Origin of the sequence: Microbacterium hydrocarbonoxydans (assembly GCF_900105205.1) — a bacterium.
GTDB classification, from domain to species: domain Bacteria; phylum Actinomycetota; class Actinomycetes; order Actinomycetales; family Microbacteriaceae; genus Microbacterium; species Microbacterium hydrocarbonoxydans.
The window spans coordinates 3437292-3464023 of record NZ_FNSQ01000005.1 but is presented as its reverse complement, the minus strand read 5'-3'; the positions used below and the strand labels follow the sequence as shown (position 1 = coordinate 3464023).

General features: G+C 69.8%; 26 protein-coding genes. 14 read left to right on the top strand and 12 right to left on the bottom strand.

The features are described from left to right. Positions 1-11: 11 nt before the first annotated feature. The 5 genes from BLW44_RS16865 to BLW44_RS16845 form a co-directional block, all read right to left on the bottom strand. On the bottom strand, positions 12-872 hold the full coding sequence (locus tag BLW44_RS16865) for a ribonuclease H family protein (protein WP_060928035.1): 861 nt from the start codon (positions 870-872) through the stop codon (positions 12-14). A gap of 261 nt (positions 873-1133) precedes the next feature. Beyond that, the gene (locus BLW44_RS16860; RefSeq protein ID WP_060928034.1) at positions 1134-1409 is read right to left on the bottom strand and encodes a hypothetical protein; all 276 of its coding nucleotides are present in this window, start codon (positions 1407-1409) and stop codon (positions 1134-1136) included. 72 nt (positions 1410-1481) lie between these two features. Then, a complete protein-coding gene (locus BLW44_RS16855) occupies positions 1482-1808 on the bottom strand; it encodes a hypothetical protein (protein WP_060928033.1) in 327 nt (108 codons plus the stop codon). Next, a complete protein-coding gene (locus tag BLW44_RS16850) occupies positions 1805-2146 on the bottom strand; it encodes a protealysin inhibitor emfourin (protein ID WP_060928043.1) in 342 nt (113 codons plus the stop codon). The genes BLW44_RS16855 and BLW44_RS16850 overlap by 4 nt, the downstream gene beginning before the upstream one ends. Then, positions 2121-3185, bottom strand: coding sequence for a M4 family metallopeptidase (locus tag BLW44_RS16845; RefSeq protein ID WP_060928032.1), 1065 nt, complete (start codon positions 3183-3185; stop codon positions 2121-2123). The genes BLW44_RS16850 and BLW44_RS16845 overlap by 26 nt, the downstream gene beginning before the upstream one ends. A gap of 239 nt (positions 3186-3424) precedes the next feature. Between BLW44_RS16845 and BLW44_RS16840 the strand changes: the two genes are divergently transcribed. The 3 genes from BLW44_RS16840 (at position 3425) to BLW44_RS16830 (ending at position 7671) form a co-directional block, all read left to right on the top strand. Then, on the top strand, positions 3425-4657 hold the full coding sequence (locus BLW44_RS16840) for a hypothetical protein (RefSeq protein WP_060928031.1): 1233 nt from the start codon (positions 3425-3427) through the stop codon (positions 4655-4657). 73 nt (positions 4658-4730) lie between these two features. Next, entirely contained in the window at positions 4731-5936 is a 1206-nt protein-coding gene (locus BLW44_RS16835; protein ID WP_060928030.1) for a hypothetical protein, read from the top strand. Positions 5937-6153: 217 nt separating this feature from the next. Next, positions 6154-7671: an SDR family NAD(P)-dependent oxidoreductase gene (locus BLW44_RS16830; protein ID WP_060928029.1), complete on the top strand. Its 1518-nt coding sequence runs from the start codon at positions 6154-6156 to the stop codon at positions 7669-7671. Positions 7672-7687: 16 nt separating this feature from the next. Here the strand turns inward: BLW44_RS16830 and BLW44_RS16825 are convergent, their stop codons facing one another. Beyond that, positions 7688-8026, bottom strand: a complete 339-nt coding sequence (locus BLW44_RS16825) for a winged helix-turn-helix transcriptional regulator (protein ID WP_060928028.1) — start codon at positions 8024-8026, stop codon at positions 7688-7690. A 78-nt stretch (positions 8027-8104) separates the two neighbouring features. Here BLW44_RS16825 and BLW44_RS16820 point away from each other — a divergent pair, with 78 nt between their 5' ends. Next, positions 8105-8758, top strand: coding sequence for an FMN-dependent NADH-azoreductase (locus tag BLW44_RS16820; RefSeq protein WP_060928027.1), 654 nt, complete (start codon positions 8105-8107; stop codon positions 8756-8758). A gap of 213 nt (positions 8759-8971) precedes the next feature. Here the strand turns inward: BLW44_RS16820 and BLW44_RS16815 are convergent, their stop codons facing one another. Together BLW44_RS16815 and BLW44_RS16810 are read right to left on the bottom strand one after the other, a co-directional pair. Further along, on the bottom strand, positions 8972-10045 hold the full coding sequence (locus BLW44_RS16815) for a sensor histidine kinase (RefSeq protein ID WP_060928042.1): 1074 nt from the start codon (positions 10043-10045) through the stop codon (positions 8972-8974). 28 nt (positions 10046-10073) lie between these two features. Then, positions 10074-10745, bottom strand: coding sequence for a response regulator transcription factor (locus BLW44_RS16810; protein WP_060928026.1), 672 nt, complete (start codon positions 10743-10745; stop codon positions 10074-10076). Between the two features lie 102 nt (positions 10746-10847). On the opposite strand from BLW44_RS16810, the gene BLW44_RS16805 reads away from it, so the two are divergent. The 4 genes from BLW44_RS16805 to BLW44_RS16790 are packed head-to-tail and all read left to right on the top strand — an operon-like array spanning position 10848 to position 14678. Next, positions 10848-11456 carry a M15 family metallopeptidase gene (locus BLW44_RS16805; protein WP_060928025.1) on the top strand — a complete coding sequence of 203 codons (609 nt, stop codon included), beginning with the start codon at positions 10848-10850 and terminating at the stop codon, positions 11454-11456. Further along, the gene (alr, locus tag BLW44_RS16800) at positions 11453-12667 is read left to right on the top strand and encodes an alanine racemase (RefSeq protein WP_082724608.1); all 1215 of its coding nucleotides are present in this window, start codon (positions 11453-11455) and stop codon (positions 12665-12667) included. The genes BLW44_RS16805 and alr overlap by 4 nt, the downstream gene beginning before the upstream one ends. Next, positions 12664-13620, top strand: coding sequence for a D-alanine--D-alanine ligase family protein (locus BLW44_RS16795; RefSeq protein WP_060928024.1), 957 nt, complete (start codon positions 12664-12666; stop codon positions 13618-13620). Before alr ends, BLW44_RS16795 begins: the two co-directional genes overlap by 4 nt. Beyond that, positions 13617-14678, top strand: coding sequence for an acyltransferase family protein (locus tag BLW44_RS16790; protein ID WP_060928023.1), 1062 nt, complete (start codon positions 13617-13619; stop codon positions 14676-14678). The genes BLW44_RS16795 and BLW44_RS16790 overlap by 4 nt, the downstream gene beginning before the upstream one ends. Here BLW44_RS16790 and BLW44_RS16785 read toward each other — a convergent pair. Further along, on the bottom strand, positions 14656-17169 hold the full coding sequence (locus BLW44_RS16785; protein ID WP_060928022.1) for a DEAD/DEAH box helicase: 2514 nt from the start codon (positions 17167-17169) through the stop codon (positions 14656-14658). The genes BLW44_RS16790 and BLW44_RS16785 overlap by 23 nt on opposite strands. Positions 17170-17298: 129 nt before the next feature. Continuing rightward, a complete protein-coding gene (deoD, locus tag BLW44_RS16780) occupies positions 17299-18012 on the bottom strand; it encodes a purine-nucleoside phosphorylase (protein ID WP_060928021.1) in 714 nt (237 codons plus the stop codon). Between the two features lie 119 nt (positions 18013-18131). Here deoD and putP point away from each other — a divergent pair, with 119 nt between their 5' ends. Further along, the gene (putP, locus tag BLW44_RS16775; RefSeq protein ID WP_060928040.1) at positions 18132-19646 is read left to right on the top strand and encodes a sodium/proline symporter PutP; all 1515 of its coding nucleotides are present in this window, start codon (positions 18132-18134) and stop codon (positions 19644-19646) included. 46 nt (positions 19647-19692) lie between these two features. Here putP and BLW44_RS16770 read toward each other — a convergent pair whose 3' ends face one another. After that, the gene (locus tag BLW44_RS16770; RefSeq protein WP_060928020.1) at positions 19693-20361 is read right to left on the bottom strand and encodes a DNA alkylation repair protein; all 669 of its coding nucleotides are present in this window, start codon (positions 20359-20361) and stop codon (positions 19693-19695) included. A gap of 102 nt (positions 20362-20463) precedes the next feature. Between BLW44_RS16770 and BLW44_RS16765 the strand changes: the two genes are divergently transcribed. Further along, positions 20464-20652 carry a hypothetical protein gene (locus tag BLW44_RS16765; protein ID WP_060928019.1) on the top strand — a complete coding sequence of 63 codons (189 nt, stop codon included), beginning with the start codon at positions 20464-20466 and terminating at the stop codon, positions 20650-20652. Positions 20653-20927: 275 nt separating this feature from the next. On the opposite strand, the gene BLW44_RS16760 is transcribed toward BLW44_RS16765, so the two are convergent. Continuing rightward, entirely contained in the window at positions 20928-21962 is a 1035-nt protein-coding gene (locus BLW44_RS16760) for an FUSC family protein (RefSeq protein ID WP_060928018.1), read from the bottom strand. A 119-nt stretch (positions 21963-22081) separates the two neighbouring features. On the opposite strand from BLW44_RS16760, the gene BLW44_RS16755 reads away from it, so the two are divergent. From BLW44_RS16755 to BLW44_RS16740, 4 genes are all read left to right on the top strand, one after another. Continuing rightward, the gene (locus tag BLW44_RS16755) at positions 22082-22537 is read left to right on the top strand and encodes an SRPBCC family protein (RefSeq protein WP_060928017.1); all 456 of its coding nucleotides are present in this window, start codon (positions 22082-22084) and stop codon (positions 22535-22537) included. A 174-nt stretch (positions 22538-22711) separates the two neighbouring features. Continuing rightward, positions 22712-23044: a hypothetical protein gene (locus BLW44_RS16750; protein ID WP_060928016.1), complete on the top strand. Its 333-nt coding sequence runs from the start codon at positions 22712-22714 to the stop codon at positions 23042-23044. A 68-nt stretch (positions 23045-23112) separates the two neighbouring features. Continuing rightward, the gene (locus BLW44_RS16745) at positions 23113-26004 is read left to right on the top strand and encodes a helix-turn-helix transcriptional regulator (RefSeq protein WP_139305305.1); all 2892 of its coding nucleotides are present in this window, start codon (positions 23113-23115) and stop codon (positions 26002-26004) included. Positions 26005-26080: 76 nt separating this feature from the next. Then, positions 26081-26284, top strand: coding sequence for a cold-shock protein (locus tag BLW44_RS16740; protein WP_056310329.1), 204 nt, complete (start codon positions 26081-26083; stop codon positions 26282-26284). Positions 26285-26732 lie beyond the last annotated feature (448 nt).

The following is a 26732-nucleotide window of genomic DNA, read 5'->3' as shown; positions in this document are numbered from 1 at the left end:
CGTCGCTCGGGTCAGATGAGGCGGCGGAGCGCTTCCTCGAGTGGGATGCCCTGGGCGTCGGCGCGGTCGGCGAGGCGAGCGTGCTCATCGCCGGTCAGCATGATGCGCAGCTCGATCGGGGTCGCGGTCGGCTCATCGTCGAGGCCCTCGAACAGGTCGGAGGCCTCGGCCCAGAGCGGCTCGGCGAGGGACGAGCCGGCGTGGGCGGCGTCGGCCTCGACAGCCTCGGCCCAGGCGGCGTGATCGTCGGTGGCGGTGTGGTCTGCGGACGTGGCGTGGTCTGCGGACGTGGCGTGGTCTGCGGACGCGGTGTGGTCTGCGGTGTCGTCGGATGCCGGAGTTTCACCGGCGCGACCGGCGGCCGCGGCGATCGGAGCGGATGCGGCCGCGGCCGCCCCGGCATCCGTGGCCATCGTGAAGCCGGGACCGCGGCGCGGCTCCTGCTTCTGCTGATACGCCTTCGCCGCCGCGTTCGCGCGCTCGTCGGCCGCCTCATTGAGGGGGTGCCCCGCGTGGCCCTTGACCCACGAGAACTCGACATCACGGCCTCGGATCGCCTCGTCGATGCCCTCGAGCAGGTCGCGGTTGAGCACCGGGCCGCCGTCGGATTTGCGCCAGCCCTTGCGCTTCCAGCCCGGCATCCATTTCGTCACCGAGTCGATCACGTAGCGACTGTCGCACTCGATCAGCAGCTTCTCGGAGATGCCCGCCGTCGCCCGCAGCAGCTCGAGCACGGCGCGGAGCTCACCCTGGTTGTTCGTTCCGTGCGGGGAGCCGCCGGCCGCCCAGTTCGCGTCGTCGATGTACCAGGCCCAGCCGTTCGGGCCGGGGTTGCCCAGGGCGGAGCCGTCTGCGGCGGCGGTGATCGTCATGCCTCCACCGTAGCCGCGCGGGCCGACACCGCCGTGCGCGGGGCGCGTCAGAGCAGACGCGCGTTATGGGCCAGGTGCGGTTCGTCGTCCCGGCGGCGTGCGTGTGATTCGTCGTCCCGATGGCGTGCGTGCGGTTCGTCGTCCCGGCGGCGTGCGTGCGGTTCGTGGTCCCGATGAGGGAGTTCGCCACAAGGACGGGCGTTCGCCACGAGGACGGGCGTTCGCCACCAGCCCGACGCACAGCCCGACGGCAGCCAGGCGTCAGTTGTCGTCGGAGTCCGTGCCCGACGCGTTGCCCGCGTCGCCCGACTCGTCGTCGGGTTCCCGGTTCTCGATCGAGAAGGCATCCGGTGCAGGGGGAGCGACCGGGAAGACGATCGAGCTGACCGACGCACCTGCGCCGAGGCCCAGGCCGATCGTCAGCGGATCGATGGCCGGAGCGGTGTCGAGGACCTCCGACTCGGAGCGTTCGATCGGCTCGGAGGGCAGCGCCCACTCGTTCTCTTGTTCTTCGGGTCGCTGCTGGAAGAGTCCCATGCGCCCATTCTCGCCCCCCGACCGTGGCGGGGGCGTGGATTCACACCGGATCGATCGATACGCGCAGACGGGTCAGTCGACGCGACGGAACGTGAAGTATCCCGAGACGGCGCCGTGGTTGACCACGCCGGTTCCGGTGCTCAGCATCCGTGCGGAGGTCGTGGCACCCGATTCCACGAACGTGTAGCCGGTCTGCTCGAGTCTCCAGCCGACCCGTTCGACGTCGCTGAGGAAGTACCCGACGCTGTCGTCGCTCACGAATGCGTTGTCGGCGGACCCCCACGACGACGCCTCGCCGGTGAGGCGACTGACTTCCAATTGCAGGTGCAGCAGGAAGTCGCCTCGTCGGTGCGCATCTCGCGCGAGCTGCAGCAGGCGGGCGGCCTCTTCTGTCGTCATCGGGGCGACTCCTCATCGTCGGTGTCTCTGGTGGCGGATGCTGCCCGCACGGCTTCGACGAGATCTCGCCAGGGGCCGTCGAGGGCGGAATCGGGCAGTTCGCGCTCGCGCTCCTCGGAAGAAGTGCGGACCCGGATCACCCAGACGAAGCGGTCGGCGCCGGCGTCGGCATCCGTCTCGTCGTCCCACGGGCAGCTTTCGATCATCGCGATCCAGCGGTGAGTCTGTGCGGCATCGGGTTCGACGCGCCATTTGCGACGGATGCCGGCGATGCCGCCCGTGCGCACCACCGCGATGACGACCTGCTGCGGCTCAGTCGGTGGAGGGGACTCGCTCATCTCCATAGACTCCCACGGTCGTCCACGCGCGTCGAGCGGCCGCGGCCGTCGCGTCGTCGATCGCCGCTGCCGCCGCGACGGTGGCATCGGCGAATTCGGTGAAGGTCGCGGTGCTCGAGAGGCCGCCGGTGAGGGCGCGGTACCAGACCGTGCCCGCCGCCTCCCAGGCGTTGCCGCCGAGGTCGATGGCGAAGAGGGCGAAGGCGCGGTTCGGGATGCCGGAGTTGATGTGCACGCCCCCGTTGTCTTCCGTGGTGCGTACGAATCCGCTCATGTGGGCGGGCTGCGGGTCTTTGCCGAGCTCGTCGTCGTCATAGGCGGTGCCCGGTTCGATCATCGACCGGAGCGCGCGGCCCTCGACGGCATCCGTGAAGATCTCCGCCCCGATGAGCCAGGTCGCATCCGCTGCCGGCTGACCCAGCAGGTACTGCTCCGTGAGCGTTCCGAACACGTCGGCGATCGACTCGTTCAGCGCCCCGGGCTGACCCTGGTACTCGAGGTTCGCGGTGTACTGCACGACGCCGTGGGCGAGCTCGTGTCCGATGACGGTGGTCGACGAGGTGAATCCGACGAACACCTCGCCGTCGCCGTCGCCGAACACCATGCGCTCGCCGTCCCAGAAGGCGTTGTCGTAGTCGATGCCGTAGTGCACCGTGGCGTCGAGAGGCGCGCCGGCGTCGTTGAGCGAGTTGCGGCCGAAGGCGGCGAGCAGCATCTCGAACGTCGCGCCGAGCCCGTCGTAGGCCTCGTTGACAGACGCATCGTCGACCGGCGCCTCGTCTTCACTGCGGACGATCGCGCCGGGCAGGTTCTGCGTATTGCCGGCGTCGCTGATCGTGCGATTGGGGGCGTCGGAGAGCTGGGCGACCAGGTCGCCGTTCTCGTCGATCGAGAGGTCGAGCCGTGCACGGAACGGCGGTCTGCCCGCCGTCAGCGTCTGCCGGGCGGCGGCGGCCGCACGAGGGTAGCGACCCGACTCGGCCAGGCGCGCGAGCAGGTAGGAAGGGACGACTCCTGGGGCTTCGGTGTGGCTGCTCATGTTCAGACCCTACGCCGGGGGTCGGACGTTCTCGCAAGGGCGGGGCCGATCGGATGCCGTCGCGGAGGGTGCGCCACGCACGGCGAAGTACACCCCGGAAGGCCGAATTTCCGGCATCCGGACTTTCGAAGCGCGATCGGACTTCGCAGGCGGACGCGGACGCGGCGAGAGACGGATCGCCGACGAACAGAAGCATCCCAACTTGAGATTGAGAATCGTTCTCAATAAGGTGAGATCTCGTGACCCCCATTCCCCGCACCGGCCGCACCCTGCTGCTCGCCTCGCTGCTCACGGCTTCGCTTCTCGCGACGGCGTGCGCGGCATCCGACGCTCCGGCCCCCGCGTCGAGCGTGCCGATTCCGCAGAACGACGGCATCGACGGCGGGGGAGCCGCAGAGGTCGCATCGCCGGCCCGCGCGCTGATCGCGGCCGACGAGCACGGCAGACTCCTGCTGCTCGACCTAGACACCGAACAGCGCTCGGAGCTCGCGACGGACGAGACGGCGACCGAGGATGCCGACGCGGCAGCCGTTCCGGGCTCAGGGCGCTTCGCCCACCTGGTCCGCGTCGAGGGAGACCGCACGGTCGTCGATGTGCTCGACTCGGGCCGCTGGACGGTTCCGCACGGCGACCACTCGCACTCGTTCCTCGGCGAACCCGGGCTGCTCGGCACGGTCGAGGGAACCGGCGAAGCAGACATCCGCGTCGGCGACACCGCCACGGCCATCCGCTTCGGCCGAGAGGTCGTGCTCCTCTACCACGAACGGCTCGCCAAGATCGACGATGCCCCGCGCCTCGATCTCGCCATCGACCCGGCGGGCCCCGTCATCCCGTTCGCCGGGCATCTCCTCGCGGCCACCGGCGAGACGGTCGACGTGCTCGCCGGCACCGGCACGGCCACGGGGGTCGCCGCGCCCTGCTCGAACGCGAGCGATGTCGATCTCACCCGCGTCGGCGCCGTCTTCGCATGCGACGCCGGAGCCGTGCTCGTCACTCGCGAAGTCGGCGGAGCGCTCGCCGCCGAGGCCATCCCCTACCCCGCAGACGCCCCCGCGGCACCGGATCTCGCCGGTCGCGCGGACCGCCCCGACCTCGCAGGAGTCGCCGGATCGGCGGGGGCGTGGCTGCTCGACGTCCGCGCCCGGAGCTGGACGCTGCTCGCCACCGACACCCCACTGATCCGTGCCGCCGCGATCGGCGACGACGAGAGTCGCACCGTCGTGATCGGGGCAGACGGCACTGTGCGAGTCCTCGCCGCCGACGGTGCGGAACTCGCCCGGACCGCCCCCCTGCTGCAGGCATCCGTCTCCGATCCCATACTGCGCGATCAGGTGCAGCTCATCGTCGACGCCCGGCACGCCTACGTCTCCGACCCGGCCACCGGCGCCGTGCACGAGATCGACCACGGCGACGGAACCGTCGCCCGAACGTTCGACGACCTCGACGCCCAGTACATCCAGCCCGTCGGCTGAACTCCGGCCACCTCATCGGCGGCATCCGTCGCCTCGCGCATCCCGCGCACCCACCCAGAAGAAGGAGAACCCCATGCATCGACCAGCCCGCAGCCGCCTCGCGGCCGGCGCAATCGCCGCGCTCGCCGCGATCGCGCTCGCCGGATGTGCGACCGCCGCTCCGTCGGCCTCCGGCGAGAACGACGCCTCGGAGCCCTCGCACGACGGCGACACCCGCGTCGCCATCGCGTACGACGGCGGCATCGTCGTGCTCGACGGCGACACCCTCGACACCGTCGCCTCCGCCGAGCTCGACGGGTTCCTGCGCGTCAACCCGGCCGGCGACCACGACGGCCACGTGTTCGTCACCGCAGCCGACGGCTTCCATCTTCTCGACAGCGGCCTCGCCTCGGGGTCTGTCGAATTCACGGGCGAGGTGTTCGGTGCCGAAGCCCCCGGCCACGTCACCCCGCACGCCGGTCGCACCGCCCTGTTCGACGACGGCACGGGCCGGATCACGCTCTTCGACACCGACTCGGTCGGCACCGGCGCCCTGCCCGATTCGGAGACGGTCGAGTCGGAGGAGGCCCACCACGGGGTCGCGATCGAGCTCTCGGACGGGACGGTCCTGTCGACGATCGGCACCGCAGAGTCCCGCAGCGGGGTCCGCCTGCTCGACGCCGGAACCGAGGTCGCTCGCTCCGAGGACTGCCCCGGCGTGCACGGAGAGGGTGCGCTGAAGGGCGAGACCATCGTGTTCGGCTGCGAGGACGGGGTGCTCGTGTTCGCGGACGGGGAGTTCACCAAGCTCGAAGCGCCCGATGCGTTCGGTCGATCGGGCAACGCCTATGTCACCGACACGAGCGCGATCGCCGCACTCGACTACAACGCCGACCCTGACACGGAGGGCTACCTGCTCTCGCAGCTCGCCCTCGTCGACACGGAGGCGCAGACCCTGTCGGTGGTCGATCTGCCCGACGGCGTCGAGTACACCTGGCGCGGGGTCGGCCGCGACGGCCATGACAACATCGTCGTCCTGGCATCGGACGGCACGCTGAACGTGCTCGATGAGGCCGGCGCGGTCGTCGACTCGTGGAGTGTCATCGAGCCGTGGGAGAGCCCCGCGGAATGGCAGGACCCGCACCCCGGGCTCCGCGTCGTGGGGGACATCGCCTACGTCACGGAACCGGCGGAGAACCGCATCCTCGCCGTCGATCTGCACACCGGGGAGGTCTCGGCCGAGGCGACTCTCGACGTCGTGCCCGGCGAGTTCGTGGTGGTCGGCGCCGCCGGGCACTGACCGGCGCGAGGGGCGGGCTCGCGCGGCCTGCCCCTCTTCTCCGCCGGTCGGCGTTCACGACTCAGCATGAACGCGTGGTCGACGTGCGACGGCCCGCGTCTTTCCGGCGGCGGTGCCATCGCCCCTGAACGCCCATGCTGAGTTGTGAACGTCGGACCCCGCTGCCCCGCCCGCGTTCCCAGGAAGACACCCCGAGAAGTCGCGTAAAATCAGCACAATGACCGATGCGCCCGACTCCTCCTCCGACCTGGGTGCCGGTATCGACCCCGACGATCTCGCCACCACCCTGCGCGTCCTGTCGGAGCTGCACCAGATCGACAACGAGCATCCGGACTTCGTGGCCGTCCGCCACGCGACCGCCGCGATGTTCAAGGCCGTCAAGCGCGTGCGCCGCAAAGAGATCCGCGACGCGATCGCCGAGGCCGACAAGGCCGTCGTCGCCCGCACCGCCACCGGTGCCCCCGACCGCATCGACGATGAGACTCGCGGCCACGATCTCGCGACGAGCGTCGTCGACGCCCCCATCGCCGGCGAGCTGCTCAAGCCCCGCAACTGCTACATCTGCAAGCAGCCCTACACCGTGGTCGACGCGTTCTACCACCAGCTCTGCCCGGACTGCGCGCGGTTCAGCCACGGCAAGCGCAACGCGCGCACCGACCTCACCGGCAAGCGCGCGCTGCTCACCGGCGGCCGCGCGAAGATCGGCATGCACATCGCCCTGCGACTGCTGCGCGACGGCGCGCACACGACGATCACGACGCGATTCCCCCGCGATGCGGTGCGCCGCTTCTCCGCGCTGCCGGATTCCGCCGACTGGCTGCACCGCCTGCGGGTCGTCGGCATCGACCTCCGCGACCCCGCCCAGGTGATCGGCCTCGCCGATTCGGTCGCGGCGCAGGGTCCGCTCGACATCCTCATCAACAACGCGGCGCAGACCGTGCGCCGCTCGCCCGGCTCGTACTCCCTGCTGGCGGATGCCGAGCTGCAGCCGCTTCCCGATGGGCCGCTGCCGGAGATGGAGACGTTCGGCCACACCGCCGACCCGCATCCTCAGGCGCTGCAGGCCTCGGTCGACGCGCATCCGCTGCTCTCGGTCGCAGCCCTCGGCGGCACCGTCGCCGAGCAGGGCGGCCAGGCGCTGACCGCCGAGGACCTCGCGCGCCTCGGGATGGCTCCCGGGTCGTCGTCGCTCGAGAAGCACGCCGACGGCACCGCGATCGATGCCGGCGGTCTCGTGCCCGACGTCAACCGCACGAACAGCTGGGTGCAGTCGATCGACCAGGTTGATCCGCTCGAGATGCTCGAGGTGCAGCTGGCCAACACGACCGCGCCGTTCCTTCTCATCAGCCGGCTGCGTGCGTCGATGGCGTCGTCGTCATCGCACCGCAAGTACGTGGTGAACGTCTCCGCCATGGAGGGGCAGTTCTCGCGCCGCTACAAGGGGCCAGGACACCCGCACACGAACATGGCCAAGGCGGCGCTGAACATGCTGACGCGCACGAGCGCCGGCGAGATGCTCGAGACCGACGGCATCCTGATGACCGCCGTCGACACCGGATGGATCACCGACGAGCGCCCGCACTACACGAAGGTGCGTCTGGCCGAGGAGGGCTTCCACGCTCCGCTCGATCTCGTCGACGGCGCCGCCCGGGTGTACGACCCGATCGTGCGCGGCGAGGCCGGCGAGGACATCCACGGCGTCTTCCTCAAGGACTACGAGCCCAGCCCCTGGTGAGGGGAGCGCGCGACGGTCAGTGCGCGCGGATCTCGAGGTTCTCGGACGCCCAGGTGCCGAGCTGATCGAGGATGGGCAGCAGGCCCCGGCCGCCCTCGGTGAGCGAGTAGGAGACGGTCACGGGCGGGCCGGCGTCGACTGCGCGGGCGACGAGTCCCGCATCCGCGAGCTCGGCGAGACGGTCGGACAGCACGGTGTCGCTGATCCCGGACACGCCGCGGCGCAGCGCGACGAAGGTCGAGGGGCCGCCACCGAGGGACGAGATGATCATTCCGTTCCAGCGCTTGCCGAGCACGCTGAAGGCCAGTGTGACGGCGGCGTCGCACACATGACTCTCGTCGTCGATCTCGGCCATGCGCCCATCATACCTGTGCTACGTTAACGCAAGTCGCTAAGAAAAACAGAGTGACTACGAAAAGCGAAAGGCAGCCTTATGTCCCTGTTCCGCCTGGATGCCAGCATCCTTCCCGCGTCGTCCGCCAGCCGTTCGCTCGCCGACCTCGTCGAAGCCGAATGGACGGCATCGCACCCCGACTCCACGGTCACCCGCCGAGACCTCGCCGCCGATCCGGTGCCCGCGACGGCCTGGGCGGATGCCGTGACCGGAGGCTTCGTCGACGAGGCGCAGCGCACTCCCGCTCAGAACGAGGCTCGCGCCCTCGCCACCACCTTCGCAGACGAGCTGATCGGCGCCGACGCGCTGCTGTTCGCCGTGCCCCTCTACAACTACGGCGTCTCGCAGCACTTCAAGACCTGGTTCGACGTCGCCTACACCGACCCGCGCATCGATCCGCAGGGCACGGCGCTGCGCGGCAAGCCCGCGACCCTCGTCACCGTGCTCGGCGGCAACTACGCCCCCGGGACGCCGAAGGAAGGCTGGGACCACTCCACCGGATGGCTGCGCCGCGTGCTCGAGGACGTCTGGGGCCTCGACCTGCGGGTCGTCGAGCGGCCGTTCACCCTCGTGGGAGTGAACCCGGCACTCGACGCCTTCGCCGACACCGCGCGCGAGCTCAAGGAGAACGCCGAGCAGTCGGCTCGCACCTATGGCCGTGAGCTGGCCGCTCTGCGGGGCGAGGTCGCCTGACCTCCCGCGTTCGGGGCCAGAGGTGCAGCCAGGTCGGTACCGTCGTCGAAGCCAGGCCCGTGCCAACCGGTCACTGCGGCTGCACCGAGTACAGATGCATGCCCAGATCACAGATGCATGCCAGAACCGGCGAAATCAGCATGCATCCGTGATCCGAGCATGCAGATGTGCAGCCACACTGTGCAGCCGAACAAACCAGACGGACGCGCCGCCTCACCTCGGCTGGGGGAACGGATGCGGCAGCCACACCGTCACGTTCAGCCCGCCGCCGTGCCTGGCGGTGAGCACGAGCGATCCGTCGTGCGCCTGCGCGATGCGCTGCACGATCGCGAGCCCCAGGCCGACGCCCACGTGATCGTCGCTGCGCGCTCGTTCGGCCCCGCGCTGGAAGGGCTCGGCCAGCGTCGCCACCAGGTGTGGGGGCAGCACGTCGCCCGTGTTCTCCACCACGAGCGCCACCGCATGCGGCAGCACGTGCGTGCGGACGACCACCGTTCCCGCGGACGGCCGATTGTGCACGATGGCGTTGTGCACCAGGTTGGTGATCAGCTGCTGCAGCAGTGCCGATGACCCGAACACGTGGGCGCTGTCTCCCCCCACATCGATCGTCACGTCGCGGCGCTCCGCGAGCGGCAGCAGCGTCTCGGTCGACTCCTCGGCGAGCAGCGACAGGTCGACCGGCTCGCGGGTGAACGTGCGGCGCTCGGCACGGCTCAGCACCAGCAGCGCCTCGGTCAGCTCGATCGCCCTGGCGTTGACCTCCTGCAGCCGGTCGATCAGCGCATCCGTGTCGCGCGCGGGATCGTTGCGGGCGACCTCCAGCATCGTCTGCGAGATCGCGAGCGGGGTGCGCAGCTCGTGCGAGGCGTTGGCGGCGAACCGCTGCTGCTCGCTCATGTGCGCCTCGAGCTGCTCGAGCATCGCGTCGAACACGTCAGCCAGGTCGCGGAATTCGTCGCGCGGTCCCTCGAGAGCCACCCGGTGCGACAGCGACCCCTGCGCAGCGAGCTGCGCTGCCCGTCCGATGCGGTCGAGCGGGGCCAGCATCCGTCCGGCGATGATCCACCCGCCGCCGAGGCCGATCGCGAGCAGCACGAGCATCATCACCACCGCCGCGGGGATGAACGCGCGGATCAGGTCGGAGCGGTTCGGGACGAATCGGTCGGCGATGATCGCCGCGTCCGGCACATAGCGCAGGAGATACACGGCCACGGCCGCGAGCAGACCGATCCCCGACACGACGACGACGCCCGCGTAGCTCAGGGTGAGTTTCCAGCGGGCGCTCATGCCGCGGCGGCGGGGCACGCGCACCGGGTCAGCCATCGGCATCCGTCCCGATGCGATATCCGACGCCGGGAACGGTGAGGATCAGCCAGGGCTCGCCCAGTCGTTTGCGCAGCGAGGACACCGTGATCCGCACGGCGTTCGTGAACGGATCGGCGTTCTCGTCCCACGCGCGCTCGAGCAGCTGCTCGGCGCTGACGACTCCGCCCGCCGCCTCGACGAGCACCTCCAGTACCGCGAACTGCTTGCGGGTGAGCGCCACGTACCGTCCGTCGCGGAAGACCTCGCGCCGGAACGGGTCGAGACGGAGTCCCGCGACTTCCAGCACCGGCGGCCTGGCACGGTGGCGCCGACGGTCGAGCGCCCGCAGGCGCAGCACTAGCTCGCGCAGCTCGAAGGGCTTGGTGAGATAGTCGTCGGCGCCGATCTCGAAACCCGACTCCTTGTCGTCGAGACGGTCGGCCGCCGTGAGCATGAGGATCGGGATGCCGCTGCCCGAGGCCACGATCGACTTCGCCACATCGTCTCCCGACGGACCGGGGATGTCACGGTCGAGCACCGCCAGGTCGTAGGAGTTGACGCTGAGCAGTTCGAGCGCCGTGTCGCCGTCGCCGGCGATGTCGGCGGCGATCGCCTCGAGCCGCAGCCCGTCTCGCACGGCCTCCGCGAGGTACGGCTCATCCTCGACGATCAGTACGCGCACGACACAGCTCCCATGTGCTCAGAGCTTACGCACCCCCGCATATCGGGAGCATATGAAAAAACGCATACGTCGTCGCAACAGCCGCCCTCCTTGACTGAGGACATGAACACACGCACTGCCCTCGGGCGTCGCCGCCTCACCGCACTGATCGGTGTCGGGCTGCTCGCCGCCGCCATCACCGGCTCGGTCGTGCTGATCGGCCAGCAGTCGCTCGCCTCAGCATCCGTTCCTCCGTCCGTGCCGCCGTCGTCGATCACCGAGGCCGACGGCCTGATCCGCGACGAGGGTGCGGTGTCGGTGTTCGACGAGACCCCGGCCGTCACGAACCTCGACTCCGACCTGCTGGCCGCGGTGCGGGCAGCGGCGACCGCCGCGGAGGACGACGGCGTCCGCGTGCACGTGAACAGCGGATGGCGGTCGGCGGACTATCAGCAGGTGCTGCGTCAGGAGGCGATCGCCGAGTACGGATCGGAACAGGAGGCGGCGCGCTGGGTCGCGACGCCGGAGAACTCCGAGCACGTCTCGGGGGAGGCCGTGGATCTCGGGCCAGTGGCCGCCCAGGACTGGCTGTCGCGGCACGGCTCGGACTTCGGTCTCTGCCAGATCTACGAGAACGAGCGCTGGCACTTCGAGCTGCGCCCCGCTGCTGTCGCCAACGGCTGCCCGTTGATGTACGCCGACCCGACCGCCGACCCGAGGACCCAGCGATGACGACCGTGCTGCACCCCGCGCTCGAGACCACCGGAGCCGACATCACCACCGGAGCCGACACCAGCGCGTCGGCCACGTCGCCGACGACACCGGCTCACCCGCCGACCCTCTCGCGGCTGCACGCGCCCACCCTGACTACGCTGACCGACGCGGTGGCCGCGAACGTCGAGCGTATGCGCCTCGCCACGGACGCCACGATCATGGCGGTTGTAAAGGCGGACGGCTACGGGCTCGGGGCCGTCCCGGTCGCCCTGGCTGCGGTCGGGGCCGGGGCGGAGTGGCTCGGCATCACCGACGTCGACGACGCGGCGGAGCTGCGCGCGGCGGGCGTCGACGTCCCGATCCTCGCTTGGCTGAACCCCTCGGGAGTGGATGCCGCACGAGCCCTCGCGCATTGCGTGGACGTCGCCGCGGGCTCGGTCGACGAGCTGCGGCAGCTGATCGCCGACGTCTCGGCTGCGGACGCAGGGCGCCTGCGCGTGCACCTGCACCTCGACACGGGCATGGCGAGAGGCGGGGCGCCGGTGGAGGACTGGGCCGAGCTCCTGCGCGTCGCTCGCGCGGGGAGTGCGCAGATCGACGTGGTCGGTGTCATGGGGCACCTGCCGGGAGCGGATGCGGCGGATCCCTCCGTCAACGCGCCGGCGGTGCTGCGCATGAGACAGGGGAGGGATGCCGTGCTGCGGGCCGGATTCGGACCGCTCATCGTGCACCTGGCGGCCACGTCCGGCACGCTCACGGATCCGGCGACGCACTTCGACCTGGTCAGGGTCGGCGCGGGGCTCGTCGGCATCGACCCGTCCGAGACCGTGGCGCTGCAGGGGGCTGCGCGGCTGACGGCGTCGGTCGTGCACAGCAGCGTCGTTCCGGCGGGGACGTCGATCGGCTACTGCGGCACTCATGTGACGCAGCGGCAGACGGGGATCGCCGTCATCGGGGTCGGGTATGCCGACGGCATCCCGCGGGAACTCCTGCCGGGGGCCGCCGTCGAGATCGACGGGGTGCGCTGCGAGATCGTCGGACGGGTGTCGATGGATCAGATCGTCGTCGACACCGGGGAGCGGCGGATGCCGCGCGGCTCGACGGCCGTGGTGTTCGGCCCGGACGGCGGCGCGGTGCCGAGAATCCAGGAGTGGGCGCGCTGGGCGGGGAGCATCCCGCACACGATCGTCACGGGGATCGGGCCCCGCGTCGAGAGGAGGACCGCGTGAGGGTGCTGGTGATCGGCGGGGGGCAGAACGCCGAGCACGAGGTCTCGCTCGCGTCCGCCGCGGCTGTGTCGACCGCGCTGCGGTCGGCGGGGCACGACGTGAGCGGCGTGACCATCTCGCGCGAGGGCGTCTGGGAGGTGGCGGGCGTCTCGGAGGGTGCCACCGCCGCCGACTCCCTCGCCCTCGCGGTGCCGTCGATCGCCCGGGCCGACGTCGTATTCCCCGCAGTGCATGGAGCGCTCGGGGAAGACGGCGTGCTCGCGGCGCTGTGCGCGCTGGCCGGGGTGCGGGTGGTCGGCTCCGGCACTCGAGCCGGCGCGATCGGGATGGACAAGTGGGCGACGAAGCTCGTCGCGGAGGCAGCCGGGCTGCGCACGGCGCGAGGGCGGCTGGTCGGAGCGGCCGACTCCGGGGATGCCGAGTTCGACGGGCCCGTCGTGGTGAAGCCCGTCTCGGCGGGGTCGAGCTACGGGGTGTCGCTCGTGCGGGAGGAGCGCCTGCTCGGGGCGGCGCTGCGGGAGGCCGCGCGATTCGATTCGCGCATCCTCGTGGAGGAGGTCGTCGAGGGGCGCGAGATAGACGTCGCCGTCCTGCGTGAGGCCGGGGGCGTGCGGTGGGCCGCGCCTCCGCTGGAGATCCATGCGTCAGGGCTCTTCGACACGGCCATGAAGTACGACGGCAGCGCCCGGTTCACGGTTCCGGCCGAGTTGTCGTCCGCCGAGACGAACGTGTTGACACGGGCGGCGCTGACGATGTTCGATGCGCTCGGCTGCGCCGGGGTCGCCAGGATGGACTTCTTCCTCACCGCCGACGGCCCCGTCCTGAACGAGGTCAACACGATGCCCGGCCTCACCGCGGCATCCCAGGTCCCTCGGATGTTCGCGGCAGCCGACGTCTCCTACGTCGAACTGGTGTCGCGCCTGGTGCGCGCCGCCGAGGTGCCGGGGCGGTGACGGCGCGCGTCGGCTGGCCCGATGTCGCGAAGGGCGTCTGCATCATCCTGGTGGTGCTCTGGCATGTGGTGACCAAGCACGCGATCGGGCTCGACGGCGCCGGCGCGATCACCGAGGGGTGGGCGAGGCTCAACGCGCAACTCCTGCCGCTGCGGATGCCACTGTTCTTCCTCATCTCCGGGATGTTCGCCGGCGGTGCGGTCTCGGCTCCCTCCGGCTCGTCCTGGCGCCGTCGCGCCGGTCGACTCGCTCTGGTCTACGTCGTCTGGGTCCTCATCCAGACGATCGCGCTCGCGATCACGCCGGAGTTCGACACGGCGAGGGCGACGGACGGATGGCAGCTGCTCGCCCAGCTCACGATCAGCCCGACGAACCTCTGGTATCTGCTCGCGCTCGCCGTCTACCTGGTCGTGGCCCGGCTCGTGCGGCAGGTGCCGACCGGGATCGTGCTGCCCCTCACCTTCGCACTGGCCGCGGTCGCCGCGTCCGGCATCCTGCCCGACCTCGGCAACCTGTGGCAGGTGCTGCAGAACCTCTTCTTCTTCCTCGCGGGCCTGCGACTGCGCTCCGTGGTGGAGAGGTTCGCTGCGGCATCCGGCGTGCTGAGCACTGTCATGCTCGGACTGGCATATGTCGTGGCAGTCGGCGCGGTCGGCGTTCTCGGCATGCGGCAGTGGCCGGGCATCTGGCCGCTGCTCGCGATCGTGGCGGTCGCGTTCGGCGTGGCGGCGTGCGCACTGCTCGACCGGCACGTCGACGTGATCGCCCGCCCCCTGCGGTGGGTGGGACGACGGACGCTCCCGATCTACGTGATGCACATGGTGCCGCTCGCCCTGATCGACGGCGCGCTGCGCGGGTCGGGTCTGGTGGCGACGCCCCTCGTAGAGGCTGTCTGGCCCCCGCTGCTGACGGCGCTGGTGATCGCGATCTGCCTCGCAGCGCACGCCCTGATCGTTCGGCTCGGGCTCGGGATGCTGTTCGACCCGCTGCTGGTGACCGACCGCCTCACGGCGCGCGTCAGAGAACGGCGACGGCTCAGAGTCGGTCGACGCTCGTGACCGTGAGCACCGCCGCCCCCTCCTCGTCGGAGGCGGCGAGGTCGACCGTGGCGGAGATGCCCCAGTCGTGGTCGCCGGCGGGGTCGTCGAGGATCTGGCGGACCGTCCACTCCGTGGCGCCCTCCGTGATCAGGAGCAGCTGAGCGCTGCGCGCGTTGCCGCCGGTGAGGATCTCGTCGTGGTCGGCGAAGTACCCGTCCAGCGCATCGGACCAGGCGTCGGCGCCGAAGGCGGGATCGATCTCGCCGAGGGTCGTGACGTCCTCGCGTGCCGCGAGCTGCACGCGGCGGAACAGCTCGTTGCGCACCAGCGTGCGGAAGGCCCGGACGTTCGACGTCAGACGCTTCGGCGCCGGCGGGACGATCGGCTCCTCGTCCGGGTCCTGGAGCACGCCGTTCACGAGCTCCTCCCATTCGTCGAGCAGGCTCGAGTCGACCTGGCGCACGAGCTCGCCGAGCCACTCGATCAGGTCGCGCAGGTCCTCGTCCTTCAGCTCTTCGGGGATCGTCTGAGACGCCGCGCGATAGGCGTCGGAGAGGTAGCGCAGCACGACGCCCTCGGAGCGCGCGATCTTGTAGTACGCGACATATTCCCCGAACGACATGGCTCGCTCGTACATGTCGCGTACGACGGACTTCGGATGCAGTTCGAAGTCGCGGATCCACGGCTGCGCCGCGCTGAACGTCTCGAAGGCGGCGGTCAGCAGTTCGTCGAGCGGCCGCGGATACGTGATCTCCTCGAGCAGCTCCATGCGCTCGTCGTACTCGATGCCCTCGCGCTTCATGACGGCCACGGCCTCACCGCGAGCGAGGAACTCCTGCTGCCCGAGGATCGCGCGCGGGTCGTCGAGCGTCGACTCCACGATCGAGATCATGTCGAGGGCATACGACCCGGTGCCGGTGCCGGCCGCGGGGTCGGGATCGAGCAGCTCGAAGGCGGCGAGGGCGAACGGCGACAGCGGCTGATTCAGGGCGAAGTTCGGCTGCAGGTCGACGGTGAGGCGGATCTCCCCGGCATCCGTCTGCTCCACCACGCCGGACTCGAGCAGGGTGCGGTAGATGCCGATGGCGCGCAGGGCCAATTCGCGCTGGCGCTTGCGCGGTTCGTGGTTGTCGTAGACCAGTGCACGCATGTTGCCGAAGACATCGCCGCCGCGGCCGATCACGTTGAGCATCATCGCGCTCGTGATCTGCATGTGCGAGGTGAGGGTCTCGGGCTCCGCGTCGATCAGCTTGCGGAACGACGGCTCGCCCCATGAGACGAAGCCGTCCGGCGCCTTCTTGCGGATGATCTTGCGCTTCTTCTTCGGGTCGTCGCCCGCCTTCTTGATCGCGGCGATGTTCTCGGTCTCGTGCTCCGGAGCTTGAGCGACGACCGTGCCGGCGGTATCGAAGCCGGCGCGACCGGCGCGACCGGCGATCTGGTGGAACTCGCGGGCGCTGAGCTGGCGCATCCGGGTGCCGTCGAACTTGGTCAGCGCCGTGAGCAGCACGGTGCGGATCGGCACGTTGATGCCGACGCCCAGTGTGTCGGTGCCGCAGATCACCCGCAGCAGGCCGCGCTGCGCGAGCTGTTCGACGAGGCGGCGGTACTTCGGCAGCATCCCGGCATGGTGCACACCGATGCCCGCCCGCAGGAAGCGGGACAGCGTCTTGCCGAACGCGGTCGTGAAGCGGAACCCGCCGATCAGGGCCGCGATCTCATCGCGCTGCTCGCGGGTGGCGACCTTGGTGCTCGAGAGTGCTTGCGCGCGCTCCATGGCGGCCGCCTGCGAGAAGTGCACGACGTAGATCGGAGCCTGGCCGGTGCCCAGCAGGTCGTCGATCGTCTCGTGGATCGGCGTCGTCTCGTAGAAGTAGTGCAGGGGAACGGGACGTTCGACGCCGGTGACGGATGCCGTGTCGCGGCCGGTCCGGCGGGTGAGGTCGCTGGACAGCTGCGACACGTCGCCGAGCGTGGCCGACATGAGGATGAACTGCGCCTGCGGAAGCTCCAGCAGCGGCACCTGCCACGCCCACCCGCGGTCGGGGTCGGCGTAGAAGTGGAACTCGTCCATGACGACCTGATGCACCGCGGCATCCGTGCCCTGGCGCAGCGCGAGGTTCGCAAGGATCTCGGCCGTGCAGCAGATGATCGGGGCGTCGGGGTTGACCGAGGAGTCACCGGTGATCATGCCCACGTTCGAGGCGCCGAACATATCGACGAGGGCGAAGAACTTCTCGCTCACGAGCGCTTTGATCGGGGCCGTGTAGAACGAGCGGCGGCCCTCGACGAGCGCGGCGAAGTGCGCGCCCACGGCGACGAGCGACTTTCCGGTGCCGGTGGGTGTCGACAGGATCAGGTTGTTGCCCGAGACGATCTCGATGACCGCCTCGTCCTGGGCGGGGTAGAGGGTGATCCCGGTGGACTCCGCCCACTCGACGAACGCCGTGTAGACGGCATCCGCATCGGATCCGTCGGTCAGCGTCGTATGGTCGAGGATCGCAGGCATGGTCTGTCGATCATCCCACCTCCGGTCACGCACCAACCGCGTTCAGTACTCAGCATGGAATCGTCGGGGGCGGTCGGCACCCGGCCGAACGAGGTGATCAGCTCATGTCCATGCTGAATAGTGAACGGCTCAGGCCGATGTCGCGGCGCGCAGCGCGATGCGGATCATGTCGCCGAACGTCTGCTCCCGCTCCTGCGCCGTCGTCTGCTCGCCCGTGACGATGTGATCAGACACCGTGCAGATACTCAGCGCCCTACGCCCGTGGAAGGCGGCGAGCGTGTAGAGCCCGCTGGTCTCCATCTCGACGCCGAGCGCACCGTGCTGCACGAACGGCTCCGTCAGCTCGGGGCGGGTGCTGTAGAACTGGTCGCTCGAGAACAGCAGACCGACGTGCACCGCGGAGTCCAGCGGCTCGGCCTCGCTCGCCTCGACGGCGGCGCGGAGCAGCCCGAAGTCCGCCACCGGGGCATAGTCGAGGCCGTGGAATCGCACCCGGTTGATGCCGGAATCGGTGCACGCGCCGTTCGCGATGATGATGTCGCGCACCGCCAGCCTCTCGGTCAGCGCTCCGCACGAGCCGACGCGCACGATGGTCTGCACGTCGTACTCCTCGAACAGCTCGGTCGCGTAGATCGCCATCGACGGCTGACCCATACCCGACCCCTGCACCGAGACGCGGTGACCCTCCCAGGTGCCGGTGAAGCCCAGCATCCCGCGGGTATCGGTGTACAACTCCGCGTCGTCGAGGAAGGTCTCAGCGATCCACTTCGCGCGCAGCGGATCGCCGGGGAACAGGACGACGGGGGCGATCCGACCGGGCTCTGCGGCGATGTGAGTGCTCATGGGCTCAGCGTAACGAGCAGTATGACGGTGTCTCTGTGCGTGGCACCTGCGGCGACGGCATCCGCCTGGCATCATCGGAGCACGAGAGGGGTGATCGACACCGCTCAGGAGGGACGATGATGTCCGACCAGATCTTCCTGTACGGGGCGCTCGCCTTGTACTTCGCCGGAATGCTGCTCATCGGGTACTTCGCGTACAAGCGCACGTCCGACCACGAGGACTACATGCTCGGCGGACGCAACCTGCCGTCGTGGGTGGCGGCCATCAGCGCCGGCGCCGCCGACATGTCCGGCTGGCTCGTGATGGGCCTGCCAGGAGCCATCTACGCCGCGGGTCTCATCGAGGCCTGGATCGCGATCGGTCTGACGATCGGCGCGTACCTCAACTGGCTGCTGGTCGCTCCGCGCCTGCGTGCCTACACCGAGGTGTCGCGCAACTCGATCACGATCCCGAGCTACTTCGAGAACCGACTGCGCGACACGAGCCGGTCGCTGCGCATCGTCTCGGGGCTCATCATCCTGGTCTTCTTCACCCTTTACATCTCGTCGGGCATGGTCGCCGCCGGCGTCTTCTTCGAGAGCTCCTTCAACGGCGACTACCTGTTCGGGATGCTGCTGGTGGGCGGCATCACGCTGCTGTACACGCTGTTCGGCGGATTCCTCGGAGCCTCCCTCACCGACGTCGTGCAGGGGCTGATGATGGTGATCGCGCTGATCGTCGTGCCCGTCGCCGCGATCATCGCGATCGGTGGCCTCGAGACGACGTCGACGCTGATCACGGAGAACGGCGGAGAGGGCTTCCTGTCGCTGCTCGGCGGCGGTGCCGTCACCGGCGGCACCTTCCTCGCCATCGTCTCGGCCCTCGCCTGGGGCCTCGGGTACTTCGGGCAGCCGCACATCATCGTGCGGTTCATGGCGTTGCGCTCGCCGCAGGAGGCCAAGAGCGCCCGCCGGATCGGGATCTCCTGGATGGTCCTCTCCATGGGCGGAGCAGTGGTCTCGGGTCTCGTCGGCATCGCCTACATGGCGCAGCGCGGGATCACCCTCGACAACCCCGAGACGGTGGTGCTGCTGATGTCGCAGACGCTGCTGCATCCGTTCGTCGCAGGCCTCGTGCTCGCCGCGGTGCTGGCGGCGATCATGAGCACGGTGTCCAGCCAGCTGGTGGTCTGCTCGTCGGCGCTGGTCGAGGACCTCTACAAGGTGGTGCGCAAGACGCCGCCGTCGGACAAGCGCCTGGTGCTGATGGGACGCATGGCGGTGCTGGTCGTCGCGATCATCGCCATCCTGCTCGCGATCACGCCGAACGACTCGATCCTCGGCCTGGTCTCCTTCGCCTGGGCAGGGTTCGGCGCCGCATTCGGGCCGATCATCCTGCTGAGCCTGTTCTGGCGCAAGCTCACCAACTGGGGCGCACTGGCCGGCATGTTCGTCGGCGCTGCGACGGTGTTCATCTGGAAGGCGCTGAACACCGAGCTCTACGAGCTGCTTCCCGCGTTCGTCCTCGCTTTCATCGCCGCGGTCGTGGTGAGCCTCGTCACCTACAAGCACAACGATGAGATCCAGCAGGAGTTCACCGACACCGGCACGATGCTGGCGCTGCCACGTCCGCACGCGGTGGGCGACACCCCCTGACGTTGACGTTGACGTTCGGGAGGGCTGGGCGCGCGGATGCCGTCGCTCAGCCCTCGCGGCGCCGTACGATCTCGCCGATCCACGCCGGGGCGAACGGCGAGGTGCAGCCGGGCGCCGTCGGGTAGTCGGCGAGCACCTGCAGGCGCTCGCCGATCTCGAGGGCGCGGGGCCGCAGGGGCGGGTGGAAGATGCCGATGTTCGCGAGGGTCTCGTTCATCGACCACTGCAATCGGCCGGGGGCATCGCGGAGGTCGCGCTCGATCAGGTCGAGCAAGTGCGGGAGGTCGAGCCCCACGGGGTCCTTGGCGACGCGCACCGTCGTGAGCGACCACGCGGCGGCGGCGACCGTCGGATCGGGGTCGTCGAACCAGCGCAGGCGCAGCTCCTCGGCGAGAGGCGTCTTCTTCGCGACGTAGTTGACGAACCAGTCGTTGACCTTGGGCGGGTCGGTCTCGCGCAGCATCCCGTCGAGCTCGTCGGCCGTGAAGGCGCGCGGCGTGCAGATGAGCAACGCCAGCAGACGGGCAGCGGTGTCGCCGGTTCTCCAGAGCTCCTTCGCGAGCGGCTGATCGGTCTTGATGCGCTTCGCGAGGGCGCGCATCCTGCTGAGGTTGATGCCGTGGTCGTCGCCGCGCTTCTCGTTCGCGGCGCGCATCTTCGGATCCTCGAGCGCGGCGAGCTCGGACAGGGCTTCGGCGACGGTCGTCTCGGACATGCACCCAGAGTAGGCCTCAGGGGCTTGTCAAGGCCCGCGCGGGCGTGCGGATCCGGCCGTAACGTCGCTCACGAACGAAAGCACGCCGAGGAAGGGAACGTCATGAGCCACGACAACGACGGCATCAGCACCGACCGGAACGACATCAGCAGCGAGCCGTCCCCCGGGGCTGAGGAGAACGACAACCTCGGCACGGAGGACAACAAGGGCGAGCCGCCGACGGTCGTCCCGTCCGATCCGGCTTCGGACGACGGCGGCGACGTGCTCGCCGACGACCCCGAGCAGGACTGACCGGCGGGCGGCACCGCGCTCTCGGCGCCTCCGCGCTCTCGGCGCCTCCGCGTTCACATCTCAGCATGAGCCTCGCCGCGCGGCGGAGAATCGCACCGCAACGGCCCGGAAGCCGACATACGTGCTGAGTTGCGAACGCGACGCGCCGCCGCCGCCGTTGTGGAGTCCCACCGGGTGGCTCCAGAACTCCAAAAGAACCGCGTCGGATCGGCTGATATCGCGCCGATCGGGCTGAAACCGCCCGGATCTCCGGAGTTGTGGAGCCGCGCCGCGGGTCACTCCTCCTCGACGAGCACGCCGCGGATGCGCCGCAAGTCCTCCATCAGCGATCCGATCAGGATCCAGTGCGCCGATGACGGCGGGCGGATCACGAGGGGCGCCGTGAGGGCGGGGATCGCCGAGGTCAGGGCCTCTGGCTCCGGCGAAACGTCGGCGATCTGCACCGCCAGACGCACGTCGTGGCCAGCTCGTCGCAGCTGCTCGGCGATCGCCGCCACGGCCGGTTCGTCGCCGATCGAGTCGTCGTAGTGGTCGAAGTACGCCCTCGTCATGCCGATGGTCTGCGTCACGATCGGCGACAGCCGCTCGAGCAGGGCGCGCATCTCGGTGAGCTCCGCGCGGTGCGTCGAGCGGCGCGGATTCAGGGTGAGCGACTCCTCGCCGGCCGCGATCGACGCCTCAGCGGCATCCTTCATCGGACGCAGCAGACGCGCCTCGAGCAGGAGCTCCTGCAGCTGGGCGGGCGTCTGCGCATCGGGCAGGGCGTCGGCCAGTCGGTCGAGGCTCGCCGCGAGCTCGCTGCCGAGGAGTCCGAGGTCGCGTCGCGCGGGAGCGACGAGCACCGGCGGCACGATCAGCGCGTTGACGACTATGCCGATCACCACCCCGATCAGGGTCTCGCCGATGCGGGCCAGCGCATAGTCGGGGGTGGACCCCAGAGCCAGCACGAGCATCGCCGAGATCGCGACCTGGTTGCCGGTGCCCGGCGTCGCACGGAGTGCCCAGGCGACCAGCATCGCCACGACGATGGCGAGCAGCACGATCCAGCTCGGGGAACCCAGCAGCAGTCCGAGCGCCACGGCGATGACGACCCCGACGATCACGCCGATGCTGCGTTCGAGCGCCTTGGACAGCGACTGGTTCACACTCGGCTGCACCACGAGCAGCGCGGCGATCGCCGCGAACACGGGCAGCTGTCCCGGCACGATCCAGCCGGCCAGCATCCAGGCCGCGATCGTCGCGGCCGCGGATTTCACCACCTGCAGCAGGGGTGCGCGCTTCGAGGCGCGGATCGCGGCGTGGATGCGCATGAGTCCCACGCTACTCGGCTAGCGACTGTCGTCCGCCGAGATGTCAACCCCGTCGCGAAGACGCGCCGACTGCCGCTGAATGGGACCACACGAACGACGACACAAGTGAGGAGCATCCCATGGTGCAGATCATCGAGACCATCGACGTACACGTTCCCATCGACATCGCCTACAACCAGTGGACCCAGTTCGAGAGCTTCCCGCAGTTCCTCGACGAGGTGGAGTCCATCGTCCAGCTCGACGACACCCACACGCGCTGGAAGGTCAACGTGGGTGGTGCCACGCGCGAGTTCGACGCGGAGATCACCGAGCAGCACCCCGACGAGCGCGTCGCGTGGAACAGCATCGGCGGCGAGACCGAGCACGCGGGCGTCGTGACCTTCCACAAGTTGGAGGACCTCACCACGCGAGTGACCGTGCAGATCGACTGGGAGCCCGAGGGGCTGCTCGAGAAGGTCGGCTCCCTCGTGGGTGCGGGATCGCACGCAGTGAAGAAGGACCTGCAGAACTTCAAGGAGTTCATCGAGAAGCGGGGCACCGAGACCGGTGCCTGGCGCGGCGACGTCGACGCCTGACCTCTCGACCACAGACCCGGGGTCCGGGCGGTGATGCCCCCATCACCGCCCGGGCCTCGTTGCGTGCACGGCGCGCCTTCTAGGGTGCGGGGATGCGGAAGATAGGACATCCTCCCGATGTCGACGGGGTGCCTCAGAGCGGAGTCTGAGGACATCACACACCGAGGAGATGTCATGTACGAGCACCCGTACCTCGCCTACAGGGTCACCGGATTCGAGCAGGAGCAGGTCGCACAGGCCGCGGAACGGCGGCGGTTCCTGATCGAGCATGCCGATCAGATCGTCCCGCGCGCCGCCGGTCCGATGCGGCGGCTGGTCGACCGGATGCTCGGCCGCACCGGCGACCGCGCTGGCTCCGCATCGCGCAGTGCGTCCGCGTCGCGCAGTGCGTCCGCGTCGCGCAGCGCGTCCACATCACGCAGTCCGTCCGCGTCGGGCAGTGCGCTGCCGGATGCCGTGGCAGACCGCCGCGTGCCCGCACGGTGCGAAGCGGCGCCCGCCCGGTGATCTTCGCTCCGCTCCGGGCAGACGCGACGACCACCCCGGATGTCGGTGGTCGGTGGCACGATGAATCCATGCCCCCGTCCGCTCCCAGCGCCGCGATGGTCGGCCGTGACGCCGAACTCGCGATCGTCCGCGAGCTCTTCGGCCGCGCGGTCGAGGGCGTGCCGGTCGCCGCGCTGATCGAGGGAGAGGCCGGCATCGGCAAGTCGCGGCTGCTGCGCGAGTTCGGCTCAGAGGTGTCGGCGCGGGCGGACGTGCATGTCGGCTGGTGCCTCGACCTGGGGGCGTCGCGCACGCCGTTCGGGCCGCTCACCGGCATCCTGCGATCCATTGTCGCGACCATGGGCGCCGATCGCGTGAGAGACGAGATCGGCGTCGGCGTCGAGGCGCTGGGGATGCTCCTGCCCGAGCTCAATCCGACGGAGCGGTCGCAGACGAGCCCCGACCGCCTGCGCGACGCGATCGCCTCGCTCATCGAGGCCGCGGCCGAGCATGCGCCGCAGGTGCTCGTGGTCGAAGATCTGCACTGGGCGGACGAGTCGACTCTCGCGTTGCTGTCCTTCCTGCTGCGCACCCTCGGTCACGGGCGCATCCTGCTCCTGCTCACCTGCCGCTCCGATGATGTGCGCCGCGGCGATGCGGTGAGCCGCTTCATCGGCGAGTCCACTCGTGCTCGCCTGCTCGAACGCGTCACGGTCGAACGCCTCGAGACCGTGGCGGTGCGCCGTCTCGTCGAGTCGATCACCGGGCAGCCGGTCACCGACGCGGCGCTCGAGCGCATCCACGAGCGCGCCGAGGGCGTCCCGTTCTTCGTCGAGGAGATCGCCGGATGCTCCGCCGGCCCGCTGCCCGGGTCGCTGCGCGACCTCCTGCTGGCGCGATTCGACCGACTCGGCGACGACGCGAGGCGGGTCGTGCAGGTCGTCTCCGGGGCCGAGCGCCCGCTGACGCATCCCCTGGTCACACGGCTCGCCGGCCTGCCGGAGGTCCGACTGGACGAGGCGATCCGCGAGGCGACGCTCAGCGGCATCCTCGTCGTGGTCGACGACGACTACCGTTTCCGGCACGCGCTGCTGCGCGAAGCCGTGCACGACGACCTCCTTCCCGGCGAGAGGGCGCGCCTGCACAGGGCCTACGCGGAGGCGCTGGACGACGACGGCGGCGATACGGAGGTCGCAGACCCGGCCGCTCTCGCGTACCACTGGCAGCTCGCGCAAGACGACCGTCGCGCGCTCGCCGCGGCCGTCGCCGCGATGCTCGATGCGAAGTCCCGTTTCGCCTTCGCGAGTGCCGCGCGTTTCGGCGAGCTCGCCCTCGACCTGTGGATCCAGGTGCCGGATGCCGAGAGCGTCGCTGGGATCGAGCGTCTCGAGATGCTCCGCGCCCTTGGGTCTGTGCTGCGCAACGGAGGCGACGGGGAGCGGGCGCTCTCCGTGGTGAACCTCGCGCTCGAGGAGCTCGATCCGGCTGCCGTCGATCCGCGCATGCACGCGCGACTGCTGCGCGACAAGGCGTACTACACGATGAACCTCGCGCGGCGCGGTGCGATCCCGCTGCTCCAGGAGTCCCTGGCGATCCTCGAGGGTCGCGTCGACGACGACCGCCTGCGTGCGTCCATCCAGAATCAGCTCGGCAGTCGGTACATGGTCGCCGGGCGGTTCGAGGAGGCCATCGTGCTGGCGACCGAGTCCGGGGCGCGGGCGGCGCGCGCCGGCTCCGACGACGAGGCCTCGATCGCCGCGAACGTGCGAGGCGGATCCCGGGCCCAGCTCGGAGATCTCGCCGAGGCCCATCGCGAGTACGAAGCCGCGCTCCGTCTGGCGAAGAGCGCCAACGCCGAGCTGCGCTACCGGGTCAACTACTCAGACCTGCTCGGGCTGCTCGGCCGCTATCGAGACGCGGTGACCGTCGCCGAAGAGGGGATGGCGAGGGCGCGGGCCTTCGGGGTCGAGCGCACGACCGGCGCCGTGATCATCCAGAACATGGCGGTGCCGCTGCTCGAACTCGGTGAGATCGAACGCGTCGAGGGGATGCTCGAACGCGAGCTCGCCCAGGGGACTCTGCGCATCTTCCACCTGTATTCGACCATGACGAGGGTGCGCGTGCTCGCCTGGCGAGGTCGGCACGACGAAGCGGCGGAGAATCTGAGCGTGTGGCATTCGGCCTTCGTCGAGGCGAGCGCGGATGAGCGCCAGATCTGGTACGACGAGGTGATGATGCGCGTCTCCGTGGCGCAGAGTCGGGGCGATCTCGCCGAGGCGCTCGACGAGATCGTGCGAATGCTCGACGATGCAGGTCCGGTCTGTCTGCACCAGCGGCGTCTGCTCCTCGAAGGCGGATGGATGATCGCCGAGCTTCGTGCCTCCGGCGCTGACGTCGATGCCGCGGCGGAGGTGGTGCGTCGAGCCTGGCTGTCGCAGCCCGAACAGCTGCGGGGCGGTTCGTGGGAGGCGATCCTCGAGGCTCTGCTGTCGCGGTCGATCCCCACGCTGCGCGGCGCGCTCGCTCTCGTCGACGGCGACGACGTGCCCGTCATCTTCCGCGTGGTGGTCCGGCTCGAGCTCGCCCGACTGCTGGTCCACGAGGGGGAACGTGCCGAGGCGGCATCCTTGCTCGAGGATGCTCTGAGCGAGACCGCGCGACTCGGACACGTGCCGCTGCAGAGGATTGTCGGTGCGTTCGCAGCGGCGGCGGGACTGGCGACTGCGTCTGCCGGATCGGACGCGGGCGGATCGGCCGAGGTCGAGTCCCTGACAGCGCGCGAGAGGCAGGTCCTCGAGTTGATCTCCGAGGGTTTGAGCAACCGCCAGATCGGTGAGCGACTGTTCATCAGCGTCAAGACGGTGAGCGTGCATGTGTCCGCCGTGCTGCGCAAACTCGGGGTCAGCACGCGCACCGAAGCAGCTGTTCTGCAGCAGAATCCACCGTTCACGGCTCAACGTCAGCCTGCCGTGGTACGTTGATCAGGCGCGTGTGTCGGACGTTCCGTCACGGCGCAGGCCGCGCAAGCGGCCGTTGAAAACAGAAAGTAGAAAACACATGGCCACTGGCACTGTGAAATGGTTCAACGCGGAAAAGGGCTTCGGCTTCATCGCTCCCGATGACGGCACGGACGACCTTTTCGCCCACTACTCGGCAATCGCCGGCTCCGGTTTCAAGGAGCTCCGCGAGAACCAGAAGGTCGAATTCGACGCTGAGCGTGGCCCCAAGGGCATGCAGGCGGCGAACATCCGCGCTCTCTGAGCGCGCGCTGACTTCCTGAAGCCGGTCGGATCCTCACGGATCCGGCCGGCTTTCTGTATGCCCGGGGCGACTGCCGGCTGCACGGGATGGCGTGCGGGGTCGATTGTGCATCGGAACGCGGCGTTTGCGGTGTGTAACTGGCCCCGCATCGCGGGGCGGGCGGGGATGCCGTGCGGGATGGCGTGCGGGGATGCCGGGCGGGGATGCCATGCGGGGTCGATTGTGCATCGGAACGTGGCGTTTGCGGTGCGCAACTGGCCCCGCATCGCGGGGCGGGCGGCGGGCCGCGGGGCGGGCCGCGGGCGGGGGCGCGGGGAGGGGCAAGGCGAGGGATGCCGGGCCGGGATGCCGGGCGGGGTCAGTACGGCAGCCGAACGAGGTGGATGCGGTGCACAACTGGCCCCGCACGAGGGACGATCATGCCGCTCGCTCGGGCACTCCCGAGATG